Genomic DNA, 19,166 nt, shown 5'->3' with positions numbered 1-19,166 from the left:
GACAGGAACCTGAATATGGCAATCGTAGAAATCAAGGTTCCGGACATCGGTGACTTCGACGAAGTCGCGGTCATCGAGTTGCTGGTCAAAGTCGGCGACACCATCAAGCCCGAGCAAAGCCTGATCACCGTGGAGTCTGACAAGGCCTCCATGGAGATCCCGGCCAGCCACGGCGGTGTGGTCACTGAACTCAAGGTCAAGCTGGGCGACAAGGTCAAGCAAGGCTCTGTGGTGGTATTGCTGGAAGCTGCTGGTGCAGTTTCTGAAGCAAAACCGGCTGCAGCGACCGCCGCGTCTGCGCCAGCAGCTCCTGTTTCTGTAGCGGCTCCCGCTGCTCCGGCCCCCGTGGCCAGCAGCTTTGGCGGCAGTGCGGATCTGGAGTGCGACGTGGTCGTCATCGGTGGCGGCCCCGGCGGTTACTCTGCGGCTTTCCGTGCGGCGGACTTGGGCCTCAAGGTCATCGTGGTTGAGCGTTACGCCACCCTGGGCGGCGTGTGCCTGAACGTGGGTTGCATCCCCTCCAAGGCCTTGCTGCACGTGGCAGCCGTCATGGACGAAGTCAGCCACATGGCGGACCTGGGTGTGGAGTTCGGCAAGCCGGTGGTCAACATCGACAAGCTGCGCGGCCACAAGGAAAAGGTCATCGGCAAGCTGACCGGCGGCCTGGCTGCCATGGCCAAGATGCGCAAGGTCACCACCGTGCGCGGCTACGGCAACTTCGTCGGTGCCAACCACCTCGAAGTGGAAGAAACCAGCGGCACAGCCCAAGAGAAGACCGGTACCAAGAAGGTCATCGCCTTCAAGCGCGCCATCATTGCGGCTGGTTCGCAAGCCGTGCGTTTGCCCTTCATGCCCAACGACCCGCGCGTGGTGGACTCAACCGGCGCGCTGAAACTGAAAGAAGTCCCCAAGCGCATGTTGATTTTGGGCGGCGGCATCATCGGCTTGGAAATGGGTACCGTCTACAGCACGCTGGGCGCCCGCCTGGATGTGGTGGAAATGATGGATGGCCTGATGCAGGGCGCCGACCGCGATCTGGTCAAGATCTGGCAAAAGATGAACGCCAAGCGTTTCGACAACATCATGCTCAAGACCAAGACCGTGTCCGCACGCGCCTTGCCTGAGGGCATTGAGGTGACGTTTGCGCCAGCGGAAGAGGGCGGCACCGCCCCCGCGCCGCAGGTGTACGACCTGGTGCTGCAAGCCGTGGGCCGTACGCCCAATGGCAAGAAGATCAGCGCCGAGAAGGCGGGTGTGGCCGTGACCGACCGTGGCTTCATCAATGTGGACATCCAGATGCGCACCAACGTGCCGCACATCTTCGCCATCGGCGACATCGTGGGCCAGCCCATGCTGGCGCACAAGGCAGTGCATGAAGCGCACGTGGCGGCTGAAGTGATTGCCGGTGAACTCCAAGGCAACAAGGAATTGGCCGCAGCGGCGTTCAACGCCCGTGTCATTCCATCCGTGGCCTACACCGACCCCGAAGTTGCATGGGTCGGCCTCACCGAAGACCAGGCCAAGGCCCAAGGCATCAAGGTCAAGAAGGGTCTGTTCCCCTGGACCGCATCCGGCCGCGCGATTGCCAACGGCCGCGACGAAGGCGTTACCAAACTGCTGTTTGATGACTCCCCGGAAGCGCACGGCCACGGCAAGATCCTGGGCGGCGGCATGGTCGGCACCCACGCGGGCGACATGATCGGCGAGATCGCTTTGGCGATCGAGATGGGCGCGGACGCCGTGGACATCGGCAAGACCATCCACCCCCACCCCACGCTGGGCGAAAGCATCGGCATGGCGGCAGAAGTGGCGCACGGCAGTTGCACCGACGTGCCTCCGAGCAAAAAGTAAGTCCATAAAGCGCTACTGATTCAGTAGCTGGCCGCGCAGACTCCGTAAGGGCTGCGCGGCTTTTTCTTTGGTAGATACCCATTTGCCCGGGAACGTCTTGCGTTTCACCGCAGCGTACCGTGTGGCCCGCGTCTTACACTGCGAGGCCTCTTGCTGGATTGCCGGAGCGCCTTGTGCTCTGCCGCCAGGCTCCTTTTATTTGTGTGCTCTTCCGGGCGCTAACGTCGTCTCTGCCGTGTCCTTTTTCACCCGTCCGCGTCATGTGTTCCTGCTGGCTGGCTTGTGCTGCTTGCTGTGGGGGAGTGCCTATCCCGCCATCAAGCAGGGCTACGCTTTGCTGTCCATCAGCCGGGGTGATCTGGCTGCCCAGATTTTGTTTGCCGGCTACCGTTTTGTAGGGGCAGGGGCTTTGTTGCTCGTGTTTGCAAAACTCAGTGGCAAGGCGTTGCGGCTGGAGCGTACCCAAGCGGGTGAGCTGGCGCTGCTGGGGGTGTTGCAGACTACCTTGCAATACATTTTTTTCTACATCGGTCTGGCGCACACCACGGGGGTGAAGGCGTCCATTCTCAACACCTCTGGTGTGTTTTTCAGCGTGCTGCTGGCCCATTTTCTTTATCACAACGATGCGCTGACCTGGCGCAAGATATCGGGCTGTGTGCTGGGCTTGGCGGGGGTGCTGGCGGTGAATGCCGGTGGCTTGCTGGGCGATGGCAGTGGGGTAGAAGGCAGCTTTAGCGTGCTGGGTGAGGGCTTTGTGGTGTTGGCGGCGTTGGTGCTGTCTTCGGCATCGCTTTACGGCAAGCGTCTGTCGCAGCGCATGGATTCGGTGGTGATGACCGGCTATCAACTTGCGCTGGGGGGCGTGGTGCTGGTTGCCATCGGGTGGGGTGTAGGAGGGCGCATCAGCGGCTTTTCGTGGGCACCTGCGTTGTTGCTGGCGTACATGGCGCTGCTCTCCGCCGTGGCGTTCGCCTTATGGGGCGTGCTGCTCAAGTACAACCGGGTCAGCACCGTGGCTCTCTATAGTTTTCTGGTGCCGGTGTTCGGGGCGGGCTTGTCGGCGTTGTTCCTGGGGGAATCGCTGTGGGAGTGGAAGTACCTAGTGGCCTTGGTTCTGGTCAGTTTGGGCATTTACCGGGTGACCCAGGAGCGCTAAAAACGGCTGCTTCCCGCGCCGGCGGGAGGGCAGGTGCAAAGTGGTGGAAAATAGAGGGTTTCCCGCACAGCCCACCAACCTTTTTGCTCCTTTGAGCTTCTCCATGTCTGACGTAACTTCCTCCAAGATTTCTGTCGAGAAAATCGGCGGCACTTCCATGACCGCTTTTGGCGATGTGCTGCGCCACATCGTGCTGCACGACCCCAAACGCATCTACGGCCGCATCTACGTGGTGTCTGCCTATTCCGGCGTGACCAACCAGTTGCTGGAGCACAAGAAGACCGGCGAGCGCGGCATTTACGCCTTGTTTGCGGAGGGCAAGGGTTACCAGGATGCGCTGACCGGCCTGGCCGCCAGCCTGAAAAAACTCAACGCCAGCTATGCCGACATCGGCCTGCCACTGGCGGTGGCAGACGCCTTCATCGACCAGCGCATTGCCCAAGCCCGCGAATACCTGGGCGCCATGCACCACGTGTTGGCCAGCGGCTATTTGAGCCGCAAGGATGTGCTCCTGGCGGCCCGCGAAGTGCTGGCGTCCATCGGTGAATCCCACAGCGCGTTCAACTCGGTGGAAATCCTTAAGGCCAACGGCGTTAATGCCGTGCTCATGGACTTGGCCGGTTTTGACGACAACGAAGCTTGGACGATTGACGAGCGCATTGCCAACAGCTTCAAGGACCTGGACCTCGCCAACAGCGTGATCGTGGCCACGGGCTACACCAAGGGCACCGAAGGCATCATGCGTGAGTTTGACCGCGGCTACTCCGAGGTCACCTTCAGCAAGATCGCTGTGGAAGTGCGCCCCGCCGAGGCAGTGATCCACAAGGAATTCCACCTGTCGTCTGCCGACCCCAATCTGGTGGGCCTGGAAAACGCCATCGTGGTGGGCGCCACCAACTATGACGTGGCCGACCAGTTGGCCGATGTGGGCATGGAAGCCATCCACCCCAAGGCCGCCAAGCCGATGGAGTTGGCGGGCATTCCTATCCGCCTGAAGAACACGTTTGAGCCCGACCACCCCGGCACCCTGATCACCAAAGACTTCGTGGGCGAGCGCGCCCGCGTGGAAATCGTGACCGGTACCGACAAGGTCACGCTGATCGAGATCCACGACCCCAGCATGGTCGGTACCGTGGGCTTTGATGCCAGCTTGATGGAAGTGTTCTGCAAGCACGACATCAGCTATATCCTCAAAGCCACCAACGCCAACTCCATTGCCCACTTGGTGTGGGACAACCAGGTCACCGCCGAATTGGTGGCTGAGCTCGAAGGGCTGTACCAGGTGGTCACTGTGAAGCCCAGCGCCATTGTGTGCACCATCGGCTCCAACATCGGCATTCCCGGCGTGCTGGCCAAGGCCGCCCAGGCGTTGGCGGATGCGCAGGTCAACGTGAACTGCGTGTCGCAAACCTTGCGCCAGGTAAACATGCAGTTCGTGATTGAGCGCGAAGACTACAAAACTGCGGTCAAGGCGCTCAACATGGCTTTGTGTGTGAATTCCGGCACGCCGGTGCCACGCGTCTGATCGCGCACTAAAACGCTACTAAATCAGTAGCTGGCCGCGCAGAGTCCACGGGCGCTGCGTGGCTTTTTTATGCCTGAAAGTGGCTCACACCCGCTGTTTGTCGAGCTTGCGGCTCAGGGTGCGGCGGTGCATGCCCAGTCGGCGGGCGGCTTCCGAGATGTTGAAGTCGCTCTCCGCCAGTACCTGGTGGATGCGCTCCCACTCCAGTGTTTTGATGGAGCTGGAGCGGTTGGTCAGCGCCACTTCGGTGTTGCCTTCTTCCAGCTCAAAGGCGGCCTCAATGTCGTCGGTGTTGGAGGGCTTGGCCAGGTAGTGGCTGGCCCCGAGCTTGATGGCCTCTACCGCGGTGGCAATGCTGGCAAAGCCGGTCAGCACCACGATGCGCATGGCCTCGCTGTGGGCGTGGAGCAGGCGCACACAGGCCAGGCCGCTGGCCTCGCCCTTGAGCTTGAGGTCCACCACGGCGTAGGCGGGGGTGTGGGCGGGCAGCAAAGCCTCTACGCCGGCCAGGCCATCGGCATGCAGCACTTGGTAGCCCCGCCGCTCAAACGAGCGGGTGAGGGTGCGGGCGAAGGCTTCGTCGTCTTCCACGATGAGCAGCAGGCGTTCAGGGTCCATGGCGCTCGTTCTTTTCGGTTGGGGGCAAGGCAATGTCGGGCAAGGAGAGGGTGATGGTGACCTGGGCGCCACCGAACTCCCTATTTTCGGCGGTCAAACTGCCGCCCAGCGTGCGGGCAACGTTCATCGAGAGAAAAAGCCCCAGGCCGCCGCCCGGGCGCCCTTTGGTCGATTGGTAGGGCACGCCGATGTGGGTCAGCACCTCCGGGGCAAAGCCCGGGCCGCGGTCGGTGACCACGATGCGCAGGGTGTCGGCATCCAGGCTGGCTTCCAGGTGTACCCAGTGGGGGGAGGCGTCCCGGGCGTTGTCCAGCACATTGGTCACCATTTGCGCCAGGGTGGTGTCCGCCACCATGGTGGTGCCGGGGTCCACCAGGTTGTCGTAGAGAAAGGTGTCCACCGAGCGGGTGGTGCGCCATTCTTGGACCAGAGAGTCCAGAAACGCGCGCACCGTGGTCTGGCTGGAGTGCTCGCCGCGTGTTTCGCCGGCTGACAGTAGGATGCCGCTCACAATGCTTTTGCAGCGCTTCACTTGGGCTTCCATCTCGGCAATGTCCTCTTTGAGGGAGGCATCGCGCATCAAGGCGGGCATGTGCTTCCAGTCCCCCAGAATCACGGCCAGGGTTGCCAGCGGGGTGCCCAGCTCATGCGCCGCACCGGAGGCCAGCAGGCCCATGCGGACGATGTGCTCCTCTTCGGCAGCACGCTGGCGCACGGCGGCCAAGCGGGCATCGCGCCGGCGCAGGTTGTGGTTGATGCGGGTGATAAAGATCACCACCAGGATGGCGTTCAACAAAAAGCACACCAGCAGCCCCATGACATAGGGGCTGGCGAGCCCGAGGTGCAGGTTGGGGGCCAGCGGCAGGGGAATGCTGTGCTGCGCCAGCAGCGCCACACACACCGAGGCCACCACCACGATGGAGCCGATGTAGCCCCCCCGCAGCAGCATGGCGCCCACGGCAATTTGCAGCAGGTACAAAAACACAAAGGGGTTGCTGATGCCGCCGCTCAGGTAGAGCTGCGCGGTAAGTGCAGCCACATCCACCAGCAGGCCGAAAAACAACTCCAGTTCATGCACCGGCTTGCGGGCCCGCCAGCGCACTAGGCAGGCGAGGTTGAACACCGCCATGCCACCCACGATGGCGAGCATGGACTGCAGCGGCAACTGCATGCCCAACGTGTAGTGGGTCGCCTCGATGGTGAGCAGCTGCCCCACCACCGCAATCCAGCGTAGCTGAATCAGCTGGTGCAGGTTCCGGAGCCCGGCCGATGCGTCGGCCAGCTGGGCTTTGGCGGGTGGGGGCGGCGCTGCGGGTTCAGTCTGGAGTGGCATGGGCCGTATTGTTGCCTGCTGCGCGCAAGCGGCGCTCGTGGCGTGCCACAAGCCCCCCGGCACCGACGACCATCAAGGCCAATCCAAACCAAGTGAGCGCGTAGGCCAGATGGCTGTTGCTGAAGCGCACCACCGTCAGCCCTCCGCGCGGCCAGACGCCGGTGTCGGCGTGCAGGGCATCCGGGTTGGCGCTCAGGCGGGCATCCGGCAGGCCGGCATCTACAAAAAACGGAGCGGTGTTTGGCAGCTGTTGCGCGGCGGCGATGGCAGCCACATCGCGGGAGTACCACTTGTGCGCGGCCGGGTCGTTGCGGCGCAGGAAGCCGCCATCGGGCTCGGACATCCGCAGCAGCCCGCGTACGGTCACGTCCCCCGCTGGCGCAGGCACGGCACCAGGCGGTTGCCATTGGCTGCGTTGCTTGCTTGGAATGAAACCCCGGTTGACGAGCAGGGTGTTTCCGTCGGCCAGTTGCAGCGGGGTGAGCACCCAAAAACCTTGCCCCAGTGCTGTGGTGGCTTGGGTGAGCACGGTTTTGTCGGCGAGCCAGGTGCCCTGCACTTGCACATGGCGGTATTCAATATCCGTCTTGGTCAAGGCGGGCCACTGGGCTACCGGGGGGAGAGGCGTGGGGGCCTCCGTGAGCCGTTGGGAAACGCGCTCTATCAAATCCAGCTTCCAGGCCCGGCGCTGCACTTGCCAGACGCCCAGGCTGATAAAGCCTGCAAAAAGTGCGACACCCACCGCCGCAAGCACCGCGAGTTGCCATGCGGCATGCGGGCGCGGAGGGGCGTCAGTGCGGCTCACAGGCGGGGCCGTGGGTCAGGGCGAGGCTTTGGGCGCAGCCTCGGGCTGTGCGCTGTGCTCCATGGCCGGCATGTTGCTGTGGGTGGGCATCATGTTGGCATTCATGTGGAACATGACCCACAAGGTGCCGGTGATGGCAATGGCCACAAACACCACGGTGAAGATGGTGGACAGCAGCGTCCAGCCGCCTTCGATCTTGCCGTTCATGTGCAGGAAATACACCATGTGCACCAGGATCTGGACGACCGCAAAGCCCCCCAACACCAGCACGGCAGTGGGGCGGTCCGAAATCACCTTGGCCATGACCAGCCAGAAGGGGATGGCGGTCAGGATGATGGACAGCACAAAACCGGTCATGTAGCCCGAGAAGGTGCTGTGCGGCTCGTTGGCGTGGTGGTGGTCGTCATGGCCATGGGCGTCATGCGACGCGTGTGTGTTGTGTGCGCTCATTTACAGCACTCCCATCAGGTACACAAAGGTGAAAACGCCGATCCAGACCACGTCCAGAAAGTGCCAGAACATGGACAGGCACATCAGGCGGCGCTTGTTTTCGGTGCTCAGGCCGTGCTTGTTGATTTGCAGCATCAGCACCACCAGCCAGATCAGGCCGAAGGTGACGTGCAAGCCATGGGTGCCGACCAAGGTGAAAAATGCGGACAAAAAGGCACTGCGCTGTGGCCCTGCACCCTCGTGGATCAGGTGGTAGAACTCATACAACTCCAGGCCCAGAAAGCACAGGCCGAACAAGCCGGTGACGGCCAGCCAGAGCAGGGTGCCTTTCACATCGCCCATTTGCTTGCGCAGCATGGCAAAGCCGAAGGTGATGGAGGACAGCAGCAAAAAGCCGGTGTTGATGGCTACCAGCGTCAGGTCGAACAACTCTGCGCCATTGGGGCCAGCCGCGTAGCTGCGGCCCAGTACGCCGTAGGTGGCAAACAAGGCCGCAAAGATGAGGCAGTCGCTCATCAGGTAGAGCCAGAAGCCCAGCAGGGTGCCGTTCTCTGGATGGGGCTCGTGCGCCAGGTGGTACTCGCGGGAGCTGAGCGCGCCGGCTGCGGCGCCGTGGGAGGTACGGATATCAGACATGGCGGGCCAATTGCAATGTGCGGGCTTCTTCCGTGGCAGTCACTTGGGCTGCGGGGATGTAGAAGTCGCGGTGGTAATTGAAGGTGTGAACAATCGCAGAAATCAGCAAGGCGGCAAACGACACGCCGGCCAACAGCCACATGTGCCAGATCAGCGCAAAGCCAAACACCAGGGACAAGCCGGAGATCACCACACCGGCTGCGGTGTTGGCAGGCATGTGGATGGGCTTGAAGCCGCTCAGGGGGCGCTGGTAGGCGTGCTTTTTCATGTCCCACCAGGCGTCGATTTCATGCACCACGGGGGTTACGGCAAAGTTGTAGTCCGGCGGGGGGGACGAAGTCGCCCACTCCAGGGTACGGCCACCCCAAGGGTCGCCGGTCCAGTCGCGCAGCTCTTCGCGCTTGAGGTAGCTCACCACCAGCTGGATCAGGAAGCAGCCGATACCGGCCGCAATCATGGCAGCGCCGAAGGCGGCAATCACAAACCAGATTTGCAGAGACTGGTCTTCAAAATGGTTGGCGCGGCGGGTCACGCCCATCAAGCCCAGGATGTAGAGCGGGGTGAACGCCACCCAGAAACCCACCACCCACAGCCAGAAGGAGCGCACGCCCCATGTGCGGTCCAGCTTGTAGCCGAAAGCCTTGGGGAACCAGTAGTTGATACCCGCAAACATGCCGAACACCACCCCGCCAATGATCACGTTGTGGAAGTGGGCGATCAGGAACAGGCTGTTGTGCAGCACAAAGTCAGCCGGGGGCACCGCCAGCAACACGCCGGTCATGCCGCCGATGGCGAAGGTGATCATGAAGGCCACGGTCCACATCATGGGCAGCTCAAAGCGGATGCGACCCTTGTACATGGTGAACAGCCAGTTGAAGATCTTCGCGCCGGTGGGAATGGAGATGATCATGGTGGTGATACCGAAGAAGGTATTCACACTCGCCCCTGAACCCATGGTGAAGAAGTGGTGCAGCCACACCAGGTACGACAGGATGGTGATACACACGGTGGCGTACACCATGGAGGTGTAGCCGAACAGGCGCTTCTTGCTGAAGGTGGCCACGATCTCCGAGAACACGCCGAAGGCCGGCAGGATCAGGATGTAGACCTCAGGGTGGCCCCAGATCCAGATCAGGTTCACATACAGCATGGGGTTGCCGCCCAGCTCGTTGGTGAAGAAGTTGGTGCCGACGTAGCGGTCCAGGGACATCAACACCAACGCGGCGGTCAGCACCGGGAAGGACGCCACGATCAGCGCGTTGGTGCACAAGGCAGTCCAGACGAACACGGGCATCTTCATCAGGCTCATGCCGGGCGCACGCATCTTGATGATGGTGACGATCAGGTTGATACCCGAGAGCGTGGTACCCACCCCGGCAATCTGCAGCGCCCAAATGTAGTAGTCCAGCCCGGTGCTCGGGCTCTGAGCCCCGAGGTTAGACAACGCCAGCCAGCCGGAGGTGGAAAACTCGCCCAGGAACAACGAGAACATCACCAGCACACCGCCAGCGGTGGTCATCCAGAAGCTGAAGTTGTTCAGGAACGGGAAGGACACGTCCCGCGCACCGATTTGCAGCGGGATGAGGTAGTTCATCAAACCGGTCACCAAGGGCATGGCCACGAAGAAAATCATGATCACGCCGTGGGCGGTGAACACCTGGTCGTAATGGTGCGGAGGCAGGTAGCCCATGTTGTCGCCGAAGGCCATGGCCTGTTGCAGGCGCATCATCACGGCGTCGGCAAAGCCGCGCAGCAGCATCACCAAGCCCAGCACCATGTACATGATGCCGATCTTTTTGTGGTCGATGCTGCACACCCAGTCGCGCCAGAACGGGCCCCAGAGGCGGAACTTGGTCATGGCGGCCAGGACGGCAAGGCCACCCAGGGACACCATGATGAAGGTCCAGAGAATGATGGGTTCATGTGCCATGGGCACAACATCCCAGCTCAGCCGGCCTAGGGCCCAGTGGGTATCAGAGATAGAGGGGGAGGACATAGCGAGTCTCAAATCATTGTTGAACGGTGGCGCGGCTGGCGTTGCGGGTTTCCAGGGCCGCAATCACCTGGTCGGCGTTCTGCACGGTGCACACGTCTTGCGGCATGCTCAGGCCCATGGCTTTCACGTAGGTGTGCCCTCCACGTGCGTCAATGGCCATCATGTGGTGCATGCACATCTTTCCGTCTTCCACACAGCGGTTCAGCACCTTGTCGTACAGGCCGGCTTCTACCGAGGCAAAGCGCTGTACCGGGTCGCGTTCGCTGGGCTTGACCAGGTTCAGGTAGGCGCTGCGGTCCAGCGGCTTGCCTTCGGTTTTGGCTTTGTTCACCCACTGTGCAAAGTCGTCCTGGCTCAGGCCATGGAACTTGAAGGTCATGCCCGAGAAACCGGCGCCGCTGTAGTGCGACGACATGCCCTTAAAGACACCGGGGCGGTTGATGACCGCATTCAGCTCGGTTTGCATGCCGGGCATGGCGTAAATCATGCCGGCCAGGTCGGGCACATAAAACGCGTTCATGGTGGAACTGGCCGTCAGCTTGAACAGAATGGGGCGGTCCACCGGCGCGGCCAGCTCGTTCACCGTGGCAATGCCTTGTTCGGGGTAGAAAAACAGCCACTTCCAGTCCAGCGCGACCACTTGCACTTCCAGCGGTTTCACATCCGCTTGCAGAGGGCGCTGCGCATCAATGCGGTCCAGCGGGCGGTAGGGGTCCAGCTTGTGGGTGCCGATCCAGGTCAGAGCACCCAGGGCAATGATGATCAGCAAAGGCACGGTCCAGATCACCAGCTCCAGCGAGGTGGAGTGGTGCCATTCGGGGTCGTATTCGGCTTCGGTATTGCTCTGGCGGTATTTCCAGGCAAAAAACAGGGTGAGTGCAATCACCGGCACGATGATGATCAGCATCAGCAGCGTGGCGGTAATCACCATCTGGCCCTGTTGGGCCGCAATGTCACCGGCGGGGTTGAGAACAACTGCCTTGCTACAACCGGTGAGTCCGGCCGCCATGGCGAGGGCTGCGAGCCCGCTGAACCTGCGGAATGCCTTGAGTTTGAACATACTTGCTGTGCCCCGGAGAGGGGCGCCTAGGTTGGATACAAAGAAATGAGCTTCCGACTGTAATTTCGCTAGCAAATTTGTCCATTGGACATTTTGTCCAAGATCAAAGCCGTTTGCGTGGCTTGGCAAGCAGGGTTTCCCTGATAGGGTTTTCCTGATCTGCAACAAAGCCCCATGGCACCGAAAGCCCCTGCGCTTGGGTGTACAACCGAGTCAGGTTCGTTGATGAAGGAATTTGACTTATGTACCACCCCGCTGCTGCGGCCCTTGCAGGGTCTGGTTATGAAAATCCGGTCTCCCTGGCCGGCGCCCATACCGATGAAGACGTAACGCCCGGCGAAATCGCCGTGGGCGTGGTGATAGGCCGCGCCTCGGAGTATTTCGACTTTTTTGTATTCGGCATTGCCTGCGTGCTGGTGTTTCCCGGGCTGCTGTTTCCTTACCTGTCCCGGCTGGATGGAACCCTGATGGCTTTTGCGATTTTTTCGCTGGCCTTTATTGCGCGGCCTGTGGGCACTGCGATTTCGATGGCGGTGCAGCGCCGCTGGGGGCGGGGCACCAAGCTCACCCTGGCCTTGTTCATGCTGGGTGCGAGCACTGCTGGCATGGCGTTTTTGCCCAGCTATGCCACTGCGGGCACCACCGCCATCGTGGCCATGGTCATCCTGCGCATCGGGCAGGGGCTGGGCTTGGGCGGTTCGTGGGATGGTTTGCCCTCCTTGCTGGCCATGAGCGCACCGCCTGAGCGTCGCGGCTGGTTTTCCATGGTCGGCCAGCTGGGTGCGCCCGTGGGCTTTGTGCTGGCGGCCGGCTTGTTTGCCTACTTGCATGGCAGCTTGTCAGAGGCCGAGTTTTTGAGCTACGGCTGGCGCTACCCCTTCTTTGTGGCATTTGCCATCAACGTGGTGGCTTTGTTTGCCCGCCTGCGCCTGGTGGTCGGCCAATCGTATGCCGAGCGCTTGCAAGAGCTGGAGTTGCAGCCGGTAAGCGTGACCACCGTGGTGCGGGAAGAGGGCGGCAACGTCTTGCTCGGCGCCTTTGCGGCATTGGCCAGCTTTGCTTTGTTTCACTTGGCGACCGTGTTTCCCCTGTCGTGGATCGGCATGTACTCCGAGCAGTCGATTGACGAGGTGCTGAAGGTGCAGATCGTGGGCGCCTTGCTGGCGGCCGTGGCCATCATGTTCTCGGGCTGGCTGGCCGACCGCATCGGCCGCCGCATTTTGCTGGGCACCATGGCGGTGTTGATCGGCTTGTTCAGCTTTGCCACGCCTTGGCTGCTGGGTGCCGGCACCGTGGGCAACAACCTGTTCCTGTTGACGAGCTTCATCTTGCTGGGCCTGTCTTATGGGCAGGCTTCCGGCACGGTGACATCCAACTTCACCCCCCGCTACCGCTACACCGGTGCGGCCTTGTCGGCGGATTTGGCCTGGCTGGTGGGTGCAGGCTTTGCGCCTCTGGTGGCATTGGGTTTGTCGGCCCGCTTCGGCTTAGGTGCGGTGTCGCTGTACCTTTTGTCGGGGGCGGTGTGCACCCTGTTGGCCCTGCGTATCAACCGCTGGATTGAGCGCAAAGACTGAGCTCCACCCATACGCTATCTATTTCATAGCTGGCCGCGCAGACCCTCCGGGGGCTACGCGGCTTTTTTATGCCTTTTTTCGGGGTCGATGGCCTGCCCTAGGGGTTGGTAACGGTTGGGTAAAGATAGGGTTTTGATGGTATTTAGAATGTATTTAGATATATCATAAATGCATCTTAATAAAAACCGGTATCCCCATGAAACACCCTTTCCATCACCACCCCCACCGCATGCGCGCGTCAGATTTCGGCGATGCGGCCGGTGGCGGGCATACCCGCCGCGGTGGCGGCGGGCGCATCTTCAGCCATGGTGGCTTGCGCTTTGTGCTGCTGCACCTCATTGGCGAAAAAGCCAGCCACGGCTACGAGCTGATCAAGCAGATTGAAGAGCGCCTGGGCGGCAGTTACAGCCCCAGCCCGGGCACCGTGTACCCCACGCTCACCTTGCTGGAAGAGCAGGGCTACCTGCAAGGCCAGAGTGCCGATGCTGGCGGGCGCAAAAGCTACGCCATCACCGAGGGTGGACGTGCCTTCCTGGAGGAGAACCGCAGCACGGTGGACGCCATGCTGGCCCGGCTCAACGGCGGTGTGGATGGCGCTGGTGCCCGTGGCGGCCGGCCGCCCCAGGTCATGCGCGCGATTGAAAACCTCAAGTTGGCGATGCGCATGCGCCTCTCCCGCGAGGCGCTCACGCCCGAGCAAGCCAACGCCTTTGCGGCGGTGCTGGACCACGCAGCACAACAACTGGAGCGCATCTGATGGCCGATCTGTCTATCCAGCGGGTGCGCCACCCCTTGCGTTTCCGTGCATTGCAGGTCAGCCAGGTACAGCGGCTGGCACCCCACTTGGTGCGCGTTACTTTGGCCGGCGATGAGCTGGACGGTTTCACGAGCCTGGGTTTTGATGACCATGTGAAGCTGTTTTTCCCCGACCCGGACACCGGCGTGCTGGCCTTGCCCCAAGCCGGGCCCGAGGGGCCGGTCTGGCCCGAAGGCCAGCGCCCGCTGATGCGCGACTACACCCCCCGCCTTTACGACCCGGTGGCCCGCACCTTGGCCATCGACTTTGCACTGCACGAGCCCGCCGGACCGGCGACCCGCTGGGCCCAGCAGGCGCGCGTGGGGCAGACACTCGGCGTGGGCGGGCCTAGAGGCAGCATGGTGGTGCCCGCCGGGTTTGACTGGCATTTGCTGGTGGGTGACGCCACCGCCTTACCCGCCATGGCCCGCCGCCTGGAGGAGTTGTCGGTTGGTGCCCGTGCCGAAGTGTTGGTGGAGGTGGACAGTGCTGCCGACCAGATCGCCTTGCCCAGTGCTGCTGCGGTGCGTGTGCAATGGGTGGTTCGCTCCCCTGGCGTGGTCCATCCGCTGCTGGAAGCCTTGCGCAGCACGCCGCTGCCTGCCGGAGTGTTTTTTGCCTGGTTGGCGTGCGAATCGGCCCAGGCCAAAGTGCTGCGTGCCCACCTGATTACAGAGTGCCGCGCTAACCCCCAGTGGGTCAAAGCCTCTGCCTACTGGCGCCGTGGCGTGGCAGACGCCCACGAATCGCTGGACCGCTAAAGCCGCAAATTTTTGCCGGCTTCGTACACGGGGCAGTGTTTGCGGGTATCTTTGCTGCATGAGCACACAGTCCACTTCCTGGCACGCCCGTGCCGCCTCCCTTACCCCCGATGGGCGTCTGTTTATCAACGGTGAACGCGTTGCCGCTGCCGATGGCCAGACCTTTGCCAAGCACTCGCCGCTGAACGGGCAGTTGCTCGCCCCCGTAGCCCGGGGGCAGGCGGCCGATGTGGACGCGGCCGTGCGCGCAGCTCGTGCCGCTTTTGCCGACCGCCGCTGGGCCGGGCAGCCACCACGGGCGCGCAAAAAAGTGCTGCAGCGCTGGGCCGAGTTGGTGCTGGCCGCGCGTGAGGAGCTGGCGCTGCTGGAAACCCTGGATATGGGCAAGCCCATTGCCCACAGTCTGGCGGTGGATGTGCCCGCCACCGCCAACTGCCTGGCCTGGTATGGCGAGGCCATCGACAAGGTGTACGACGAAATTGCCCCCACCGCCGACACCGCACTGGCGTTGATTACCCGTGAGGCCATGGGCGTGATTGGTGCGATCGTGCCGTGGAATTACCCCCTCATCATGGCCGCCTGGAAGCTGGGGCCGGCTCTCGCAGCAGGCAACAGCGTGGTGCTCAAACCGAGCGAAAAGTCGCCATTCACCGCCTTGCGCCTGGCCGAGTTGGCGGTGCAGGCGGGTGTGCCGCCCGGTGTGTTCAATGTGGTGCCCGGTTATGGGCAGGAGGCGGGAGAAGCCCTGGCTCTGCACATGGAAGTCGATGCCATTGGCTTCACCGGCTCCACCCGCATTGGCCGGCGCATGCTGGCGTGTGCGGCTGAGTCCAACCTCAAGCGGGTGTACAACGAACTGGGCGGCAAGTCGGCATTTGTGGTGTTTAACGATGCCAAAGACGTAGAAGCCGCTGCGCGCGCTGCGGCGGGTGCCGTGTTTTACAACCAGGGCGAGTCGTGCAACGCGCCCACCCGGCTGCTGGTGCAGCAGGACGTGCTGCCTGCGTTCATGGCGGCGCTGCAGGACGAGGCCCACAAATACCTGCCCGGTGACCCCTTGAACCAGTCCACCGAGATGGGTGCTCTGGTGGACGCCGGCCAAATGAGCACGGTGCTGGGTTACATCCACCAAGGCCAGGCCGAGGGTGCCCACATTGCTTTCGGCGGGCGTCGGGTACGCACTGAAACCGGTGGCTACTTTGTGGAGCCCACCATTTTTGAAGGCGTGCGCAACGACATGAAAATTGCACGCGAAGAAATATTCGGCCCGGTGCTGGGCGTGATCCCGTTTGCCAACGAGGCTGAAGCGGTGGCCTTGGCCAACGACAGCGTGTACGGCCTGCAAGCCAGTGTGTGGACCAGCCAGCTCGACCGCGCTCACCGCGTGGCACGGGCTTTGCGTGCCGGTACGGTGCATGTCAACCAGTACGATGAAGACGACATTACCGTGCCCTTTGGCGGCTACAAACAGTCCGGCAACGGGCGCGACAAGTCGCTGCACGCGCTGGACAAATACACCGAGCTCAAAACCACCTGGCTCCGCATCAGTGATTGATATGAAGTGCCCGATATGAACCACGCCCCCTCTTACTACGCAGCCAGCGGCTTGCCCCAGCCCGCGCGCCTGCCTTTGCAAGGCGAGGTCGTGGCCGATGTGGTGGTTATCGGCGCGGGCTACACCGGCTTGTCGTCGGCCCTGCATTTGGCAGAAGCCGGCTTCAAGGTCGTGGTGCTTGAGGCCGCGCAAGTAGGGTGGGGCGCCTCGGGCCGCAACGGTGGGCAGTTGGTGCACAGCTATTCGCGCGATATGGATGTGATCGAGGCCCGCTATGGCGCCACGACCGCTCAGGCGCTGGGCAGCATGGCGTTTGAGGGCGCCAAGATCATTCGCGAGCGCATTGCCAAGTACCAGATCGATTGCCACTTCAAGCCCGGTGGCATGTTTGCTGCCATCACTGCCAAGCAGGTGAACCAGTTGGAGCACCACAAGGCGCTGTGGGAGCGCTACGGCCATACCGAGCTGCGCCTGCTGGACGCCGCGCAGAGCGAGGCCGCCATTGGCACCCGCCGCTACAAAGCCACCTTGCTGGACGACAGCACGGGCCACATGCACCCCTTGCGCCTGGCCCAAGGGGAGGCTGCGGCGCTGGAGTCTTTAGGCGGTGTGGTGCATGAGGGCTCACCCGTGCTGCGCATCGAGCGGGGTGACCCGGCGGTAGTGCACACAGCGCAAGGGTGTGTGAAAGCGCGGTTTGTGATCGTGGCCTGCAATGCCTACATTGGCGGTCTGGAGCCGCAACTGGCCTCAAGGTCCATGCCCTGTGGCACCCAGGTCATTGCCACCGAACCCCTGGGCGACCGCTTTCCCGAAATTCTGCCCACCGACTATTGCGTGGAAGACAGCAACTTTCTGCTGGACTACTTCCGCCTTAGTGCCGACCGGCGCCTGCTGTACGGCGGTGGCGTGATTTATGGCGCGCGCGATCCGCAGCATGTGGAGTCCATCATCCGGCCCAAGCTGCTCAAAACCTTTCCGCAGCTCCAAGGCGTGCGTATCGACTATGGCTGGACCGGCAACTTCTTGCTCACGCTCTCGCGCCTGCCGGAAGTGGGGCGGCTGAGCTCCAATATTTACTACTCGCAAGGCTGCTCCGGCCACGGGGTGACGTTCACCCATTTGATCGGGCGGGTGCTGAGCGAGGTCATCCAGGGGCAGGCCAACCGGTTTGACGCGTTTGCCCAGTTGCCGCACTACCCCTTTCCCGGTGGGCGCCTGTTCCGTGTGCCGCTCACGGCGCTGGGCGCTTGGTACTACGACCTGCGCGACAAGCTGCAAATCTAGGGTTTTACGGTGAAGCGGCGGTGGCTGATTTGGCCACCAGCCGGAACTTGATTTTCACGGTGTCTTGCACCGTCAGCGCCCCCATGGCAAGGCTCAGAGGGGTGATGCCGAAGTCGGATTGGCGAATCTCCAAGCTGCCCTGAATTGCCAATGCACCATGGGCTTCGCTCAGCGTCACAGGCAGCCGGATCTCGCGGGTCTGGTCTTTGATGCGCATGCTGGCCACCACTTCGGGGCTGGTAGCGCTTCCGGTGATGCGGGTGGCACGGATACTGATTTCTGGGAAGCGCTCACCGTCCAGCAGGGTGGGGCGCAGCATATTGGCTTTGGTGCCCGCTTTGGCGTCTTCACTCACATTGAGGGGAAAGTCATCTCCCTCTTCGGTCCGAGCCACGTTGTCATCGACGATCAGGGTGTTGACCGGTACCGTGATCTCAAACCCCGAGCTCTCCAAGGTGGGCCCGCGCCATAGTTGCCCCTGCATGTCGGCAGAGCTGATGACATGGTTGTGCCCCAGCCGCGCCATGGTGCCGCCCCGGTACACCAGAATGCGCAGGCTGGACTCGGCGGGTGCTATGCGCCACACCTGCGCGTTGGAGGGTAGGGATACTTGGGGCGATGGCCGAGCAGCGATGCCTTCTGCCGGGACCGGTTTCGGGCCGGTAACACGTTCAGGCAATGGAGCGCACGCCCCTAGTGCCAGGGTGGCCAGCAGCCCAAACAGGTAGCTGGTCTTGCGCACGCCTGTCAGCACTCCACGATGGCTTTGATCACGCCTGCTGCGGGGTTCAACAGGTCCTTGAATTTCTCGGGAACGTCGGCGAGGGACATGCGGTGCGTATTCAACGCGGTTGGAATCAGGCCGCCGCGCATGGCTTCCAGCACGGTCTGGAAGTCTTCGGTGGTGGCATTGCGGCTGCCCATGAGCGTCATCTCCCGCTTGTGGAACTCCGGGTCTGAGAAGGTGATGTCAGACGCCACGACCGAGATCAGGGTGTAGGTACCACCATGGGCCACGAATTTGAACCCGCGTTCCATGGCCTTGGGGTTGCCGGTGGCATCAAACACCACGTCAAAGAACTCCTGGTTGGTGAGCCTGGCCAGCTCGGCTTCATCGCTATCGCCCAAGGTCACACCGGCGCTGACGCCCAGTGCGCGGGTGCAGAAGTCCAGGCGGTCCTGCCGGCTGTCGAGTGCCGTCACAACCGCACCCCGCAGCTTGGCAAAAATCATGGCTGCCATACCGATGGGGCCTGCCCCCACGACCAACACGCGCTGCCCTTTGTGGACGTGGGCCCGGCGCACAGCGTGCGCGCCGATGGCCAGAAATTCCACCATGGCCGCCTGGTCCAGCGACACACCTTCGGCCTTGTGCACATACTGCTGCGGCACGCTCAGGTACTCGGTGAACGCGCCATCGCGGTGCACGCCCAGCACCTGGATGCGGGTGCAGCAATTGGTCTTGCCCGCCCGGCAGGCAATGCAGGTGCCGCAGGACAAGTAGGGCATCACATACACCGTGTCGCCGGCTCGCAGGGCACTGCTTTCGGGCGCAACTTCCACAATGCCTGAGAGTTCATGTCCCATCACGCGGGGGTAGTTCAGGTAGGGCTGGTTGCCGGTGAAGATGTGCAGATCGGTGCCGCATACGCCTACGCGCTTCACGCGCAACAAGACTTCATCGGAAGCTCGCTCCGGCTGGGGGGTGTCGTGGGCACGCAGGGTGCCGGGGGTTTCGCAAACAACGGTCAACATGTCGG

Annotated in this window: 17 protein-coding genes; 8 read left to right on the top strand and 9 right to left on the bottom strand. The window is 62.3% G+C overall.

The features are described 5' to 3' along the window. The first annotated feature begins 15 nt into the window (after positions 1–15). The 3 genes from lpdA to FDM28_RS13095 all read left to right on the top strand — a co-directional run bounded on the left by lpdA (position 16) and on the right by FDM28_RS13095 (position 4,532). The gene (gene lpdA / locus FDM28_RS13105; RefSeq protein ID WP_138515787.1) at positions 16–1,851 is read left to right on the top strand and encodes a dihydrolipoyl dehydrogenase; all 1,836 of its coding nucleotides are present in this window, start codon (positions 16–18) and stop codon (positions 1,849–1,851) included. Between the two features lie 235 nt (positions 1,852–2,086). Further along, on the top strand, positions 2,087–3,007 hold the full coding sequence (locus tag FDM28_RS13100) for a DMT family transporter (protein ID WP_170211755.1): 921 nt from the start codon (positions 2,087–2,089) through the stop codon (positions 3,005–3,007). 103 nt (positions 3,008–3,110) lie between these two features. After that, positions 3,111–4,532 carry an aspartate kinase gene (locus FDM28_RS13095; RefSeq protein WP_138515783.1) on the top strand — a complete coding sequence of 474 codons (1,422 nt, stop codon included), beginning with the start codon at positions 3,111–3,113 and terminating at the stop codon, positions 4,530–4,532. Positions 4,533–4,616: 84 nt separating this feature from the next. Here the strand turns inward: FDM28_RS13095 and FDM28_RS13090 are convergent, their stop codons facing one another. From FDM28_RS13090 to cyoA, 7 genes are read right to left on the bottom strand one after another with little or no spacing between them, the layout of a single operon-like run. Then, a complete protein-coding gene (locus FDM28_RS13090) occupies positions 4,617–5,150 on the bottom strand; it encodes a response regulator transcription factor (RefSeq protein WP_138515781.1) in 534 nt (177 codons plus the stop codon). Next, complete coding sequence (locus tag FDM28_RS13085; protein ID WP_138515779.1) at positions 5,140–6,483, bottom strand: ATP-binding protein; 1,344 nt, start codon at positions 6,481–6,483, stop codon at positions 5,140–5,142. The genes FDM28_RS13090 and FDM28_RS13085 overlap by 11 nt, the downstream gene beginning before the upstream one ends. Continuing rightward, positions 6,467–7,288, bottom strand: coding sequence for an SURF1 family protein (locus FDM28_RS13080; RefSeq protein WP_276611937.1), 822 nt, complete (start codon positions 7,286–7,288; stop codon positions 6,467–6,469). The genes FDM28_RS13085 and FDM28_RS13080 overlap by 17 nt, the downstream gene beginning before the upstream one ends. Before the next feature lie 15 nt (positions 7,289–7,303). Continuing rightward, the gene (cyoD, locus tag FDM28_RS13075; protein ID WP_138515777.1) at positions 7,304–7,738 is read right to left on the bottom strand and encodes a cytochrome o ubiquinol oxidase subunit IV; all 435 of its coding nucleotides are present in this window, start codon (positions 7,736–7,738) and stop codon (positions 7,304–7,306) included. After that, positions 7,739–8,374, bottom strand: coding sequence for a cytochrome o ubiquinol oxidase subunit III (gene cyoC / locus FDM28_RS13070; protein WP_138515776.1), 636 nt, complete (start codon positions 8,372–8,374; stop codon positions 7,739–7,741). Next, positions 8,367–10,370: a cytochrome o ubiquinol oxidase subunit I gene (gene cyoB / locus FDM28_RS13065; protein ID WP_138515774.1), complete on the bottom strand. Its 2,004-nt coding sequence runs from the start codon at positions 10,368–10,370 to the stop codon at positions 8,367–8,369. Before cyoB ends, cyoC begins: the two co-directional genes overlap by 8 nt. A gap of 13 nt (positions 10,371–10,383) precedes the next feature. Then, positions 10,384–11,430: a ubiquinol oxidase subunit II gene (cyoA, locus tag FDM28_RS13060; protein WP_138515772.1), complete on the bottom strand. Its 1,047-nt coding sequence runs from the start codon at positions 11,428–11,430 to the stop codon at positions 10,384–10,386. A 242-nt stretch (positions 11,431–11,672) separates the two neighbouring features. Here cyoA and FDM28_RS13055 point away from each other — a divergent pair, with 242 nt between their 5' ends. From FDM28_RS13055 to FDM28_RS13035, 5 genes are all read left to right on the top strand, one after another. After that, positions 11,673–13,007, top strand: a complete 1,335-nt coding sequence (locus FDM28_RS13055) for an MFS transporter (RefSeq protein WP_138515770.1) — start codon at positions 11,673–11,675, stop codon at positions 13,005–13,007. A gap of 196 nt (positions 13,008–13,203) precedes the next feature. Then, positions 13,204–13,764: a PadR family transcriptional regulator gene (locus tag FDM28_RS13050; RefSeq protein ID WP_138515768.1), complete on the top strand. Its 561-nt coding sequence runs from the start codon at positions 13,204–13,206 to the stop codon at positions 13,762–13,764. After that, entirely contained in the window at positions 13,764–14,564 is an 801-nt protein-coding gene (locus tag FDM28_RS13045; RefSeq protein ID WP_138515754.1) for a siderophore-interacting protein, read from the top strand. Before FDM28_RS13050 ends, FDM28_RS13045 begins: the two co-directional genes overlap by 1 nt. Before the next feature lie 58 nt (positions 14,565–14,622). Further along, entirely contained in the window at positions 14,623–16,119 is a 1,497-nt protein-coding gene (locus FDM28_RS13040; protein WP_138515752.1) for an aldehyde dehydrogenase, read from the top strand. 15 nt (positions 16,120–16,134) lie between these two features. Further along, positions 16,135–17,406 carry an NAD(P)/FAD-dependent oxidoreductase gene (locus FDM28_RS13035; RefSeq protein WP_138515750.1) on the top strand — a complete coding sequence of 424 codons (1,272 nt, stop codon included), beginning with the start codon at positions 16,135–16,137 and terminating at the stop codon, positions 17,404–17,406. Positions 17,407–17,410: 4 nt separating this feature from the next. On the opposite strand, the gene FDM28_RS13030 is transcribed toward FDM28_RS13035, so the two are convergent. Next, the gene (locus FDM28_RS13030) at positions 17,411–18,148 is read right to left on the bottom strand and encodes a YceI family protein (RefSeq protein ID WP_170211753.1); all 738 of its coding nucleotides are present in this window, start codon (positions 18,146–18,148) and stop codon (positions 17,411–17,413) included. Positions 18,149–18,153: 5 nt separating this feature from the next. Beyond that, positions 18,154–19,161, bottom strand: a complete 1,008-nt coding sequence (locus tag FDM28_RS13025) for a zinc-binding alcohol dehydrogenase family protein (protein ID WP_138515746.1) — start codon at positions 19,159–19,161, stop codon at positions 18,154–18,156. Positions 19,162–19,166: the final 5 nt, after the last annotated feature.

Origin of the sequence: Rhodoferax bucti, from assembly GCF_005876985.1 — a bacterium.
Classification (GTDB): Bacteria; Pseudomonadota; Gammaproteobacteria; order Burkholderiales; family Burkholderiaceae_C; genus Allorhodoferax; species Allorhodoferax bucti.
This window is presented reverse-complemented; position numbering and strand designations above follow the sequence as displayed.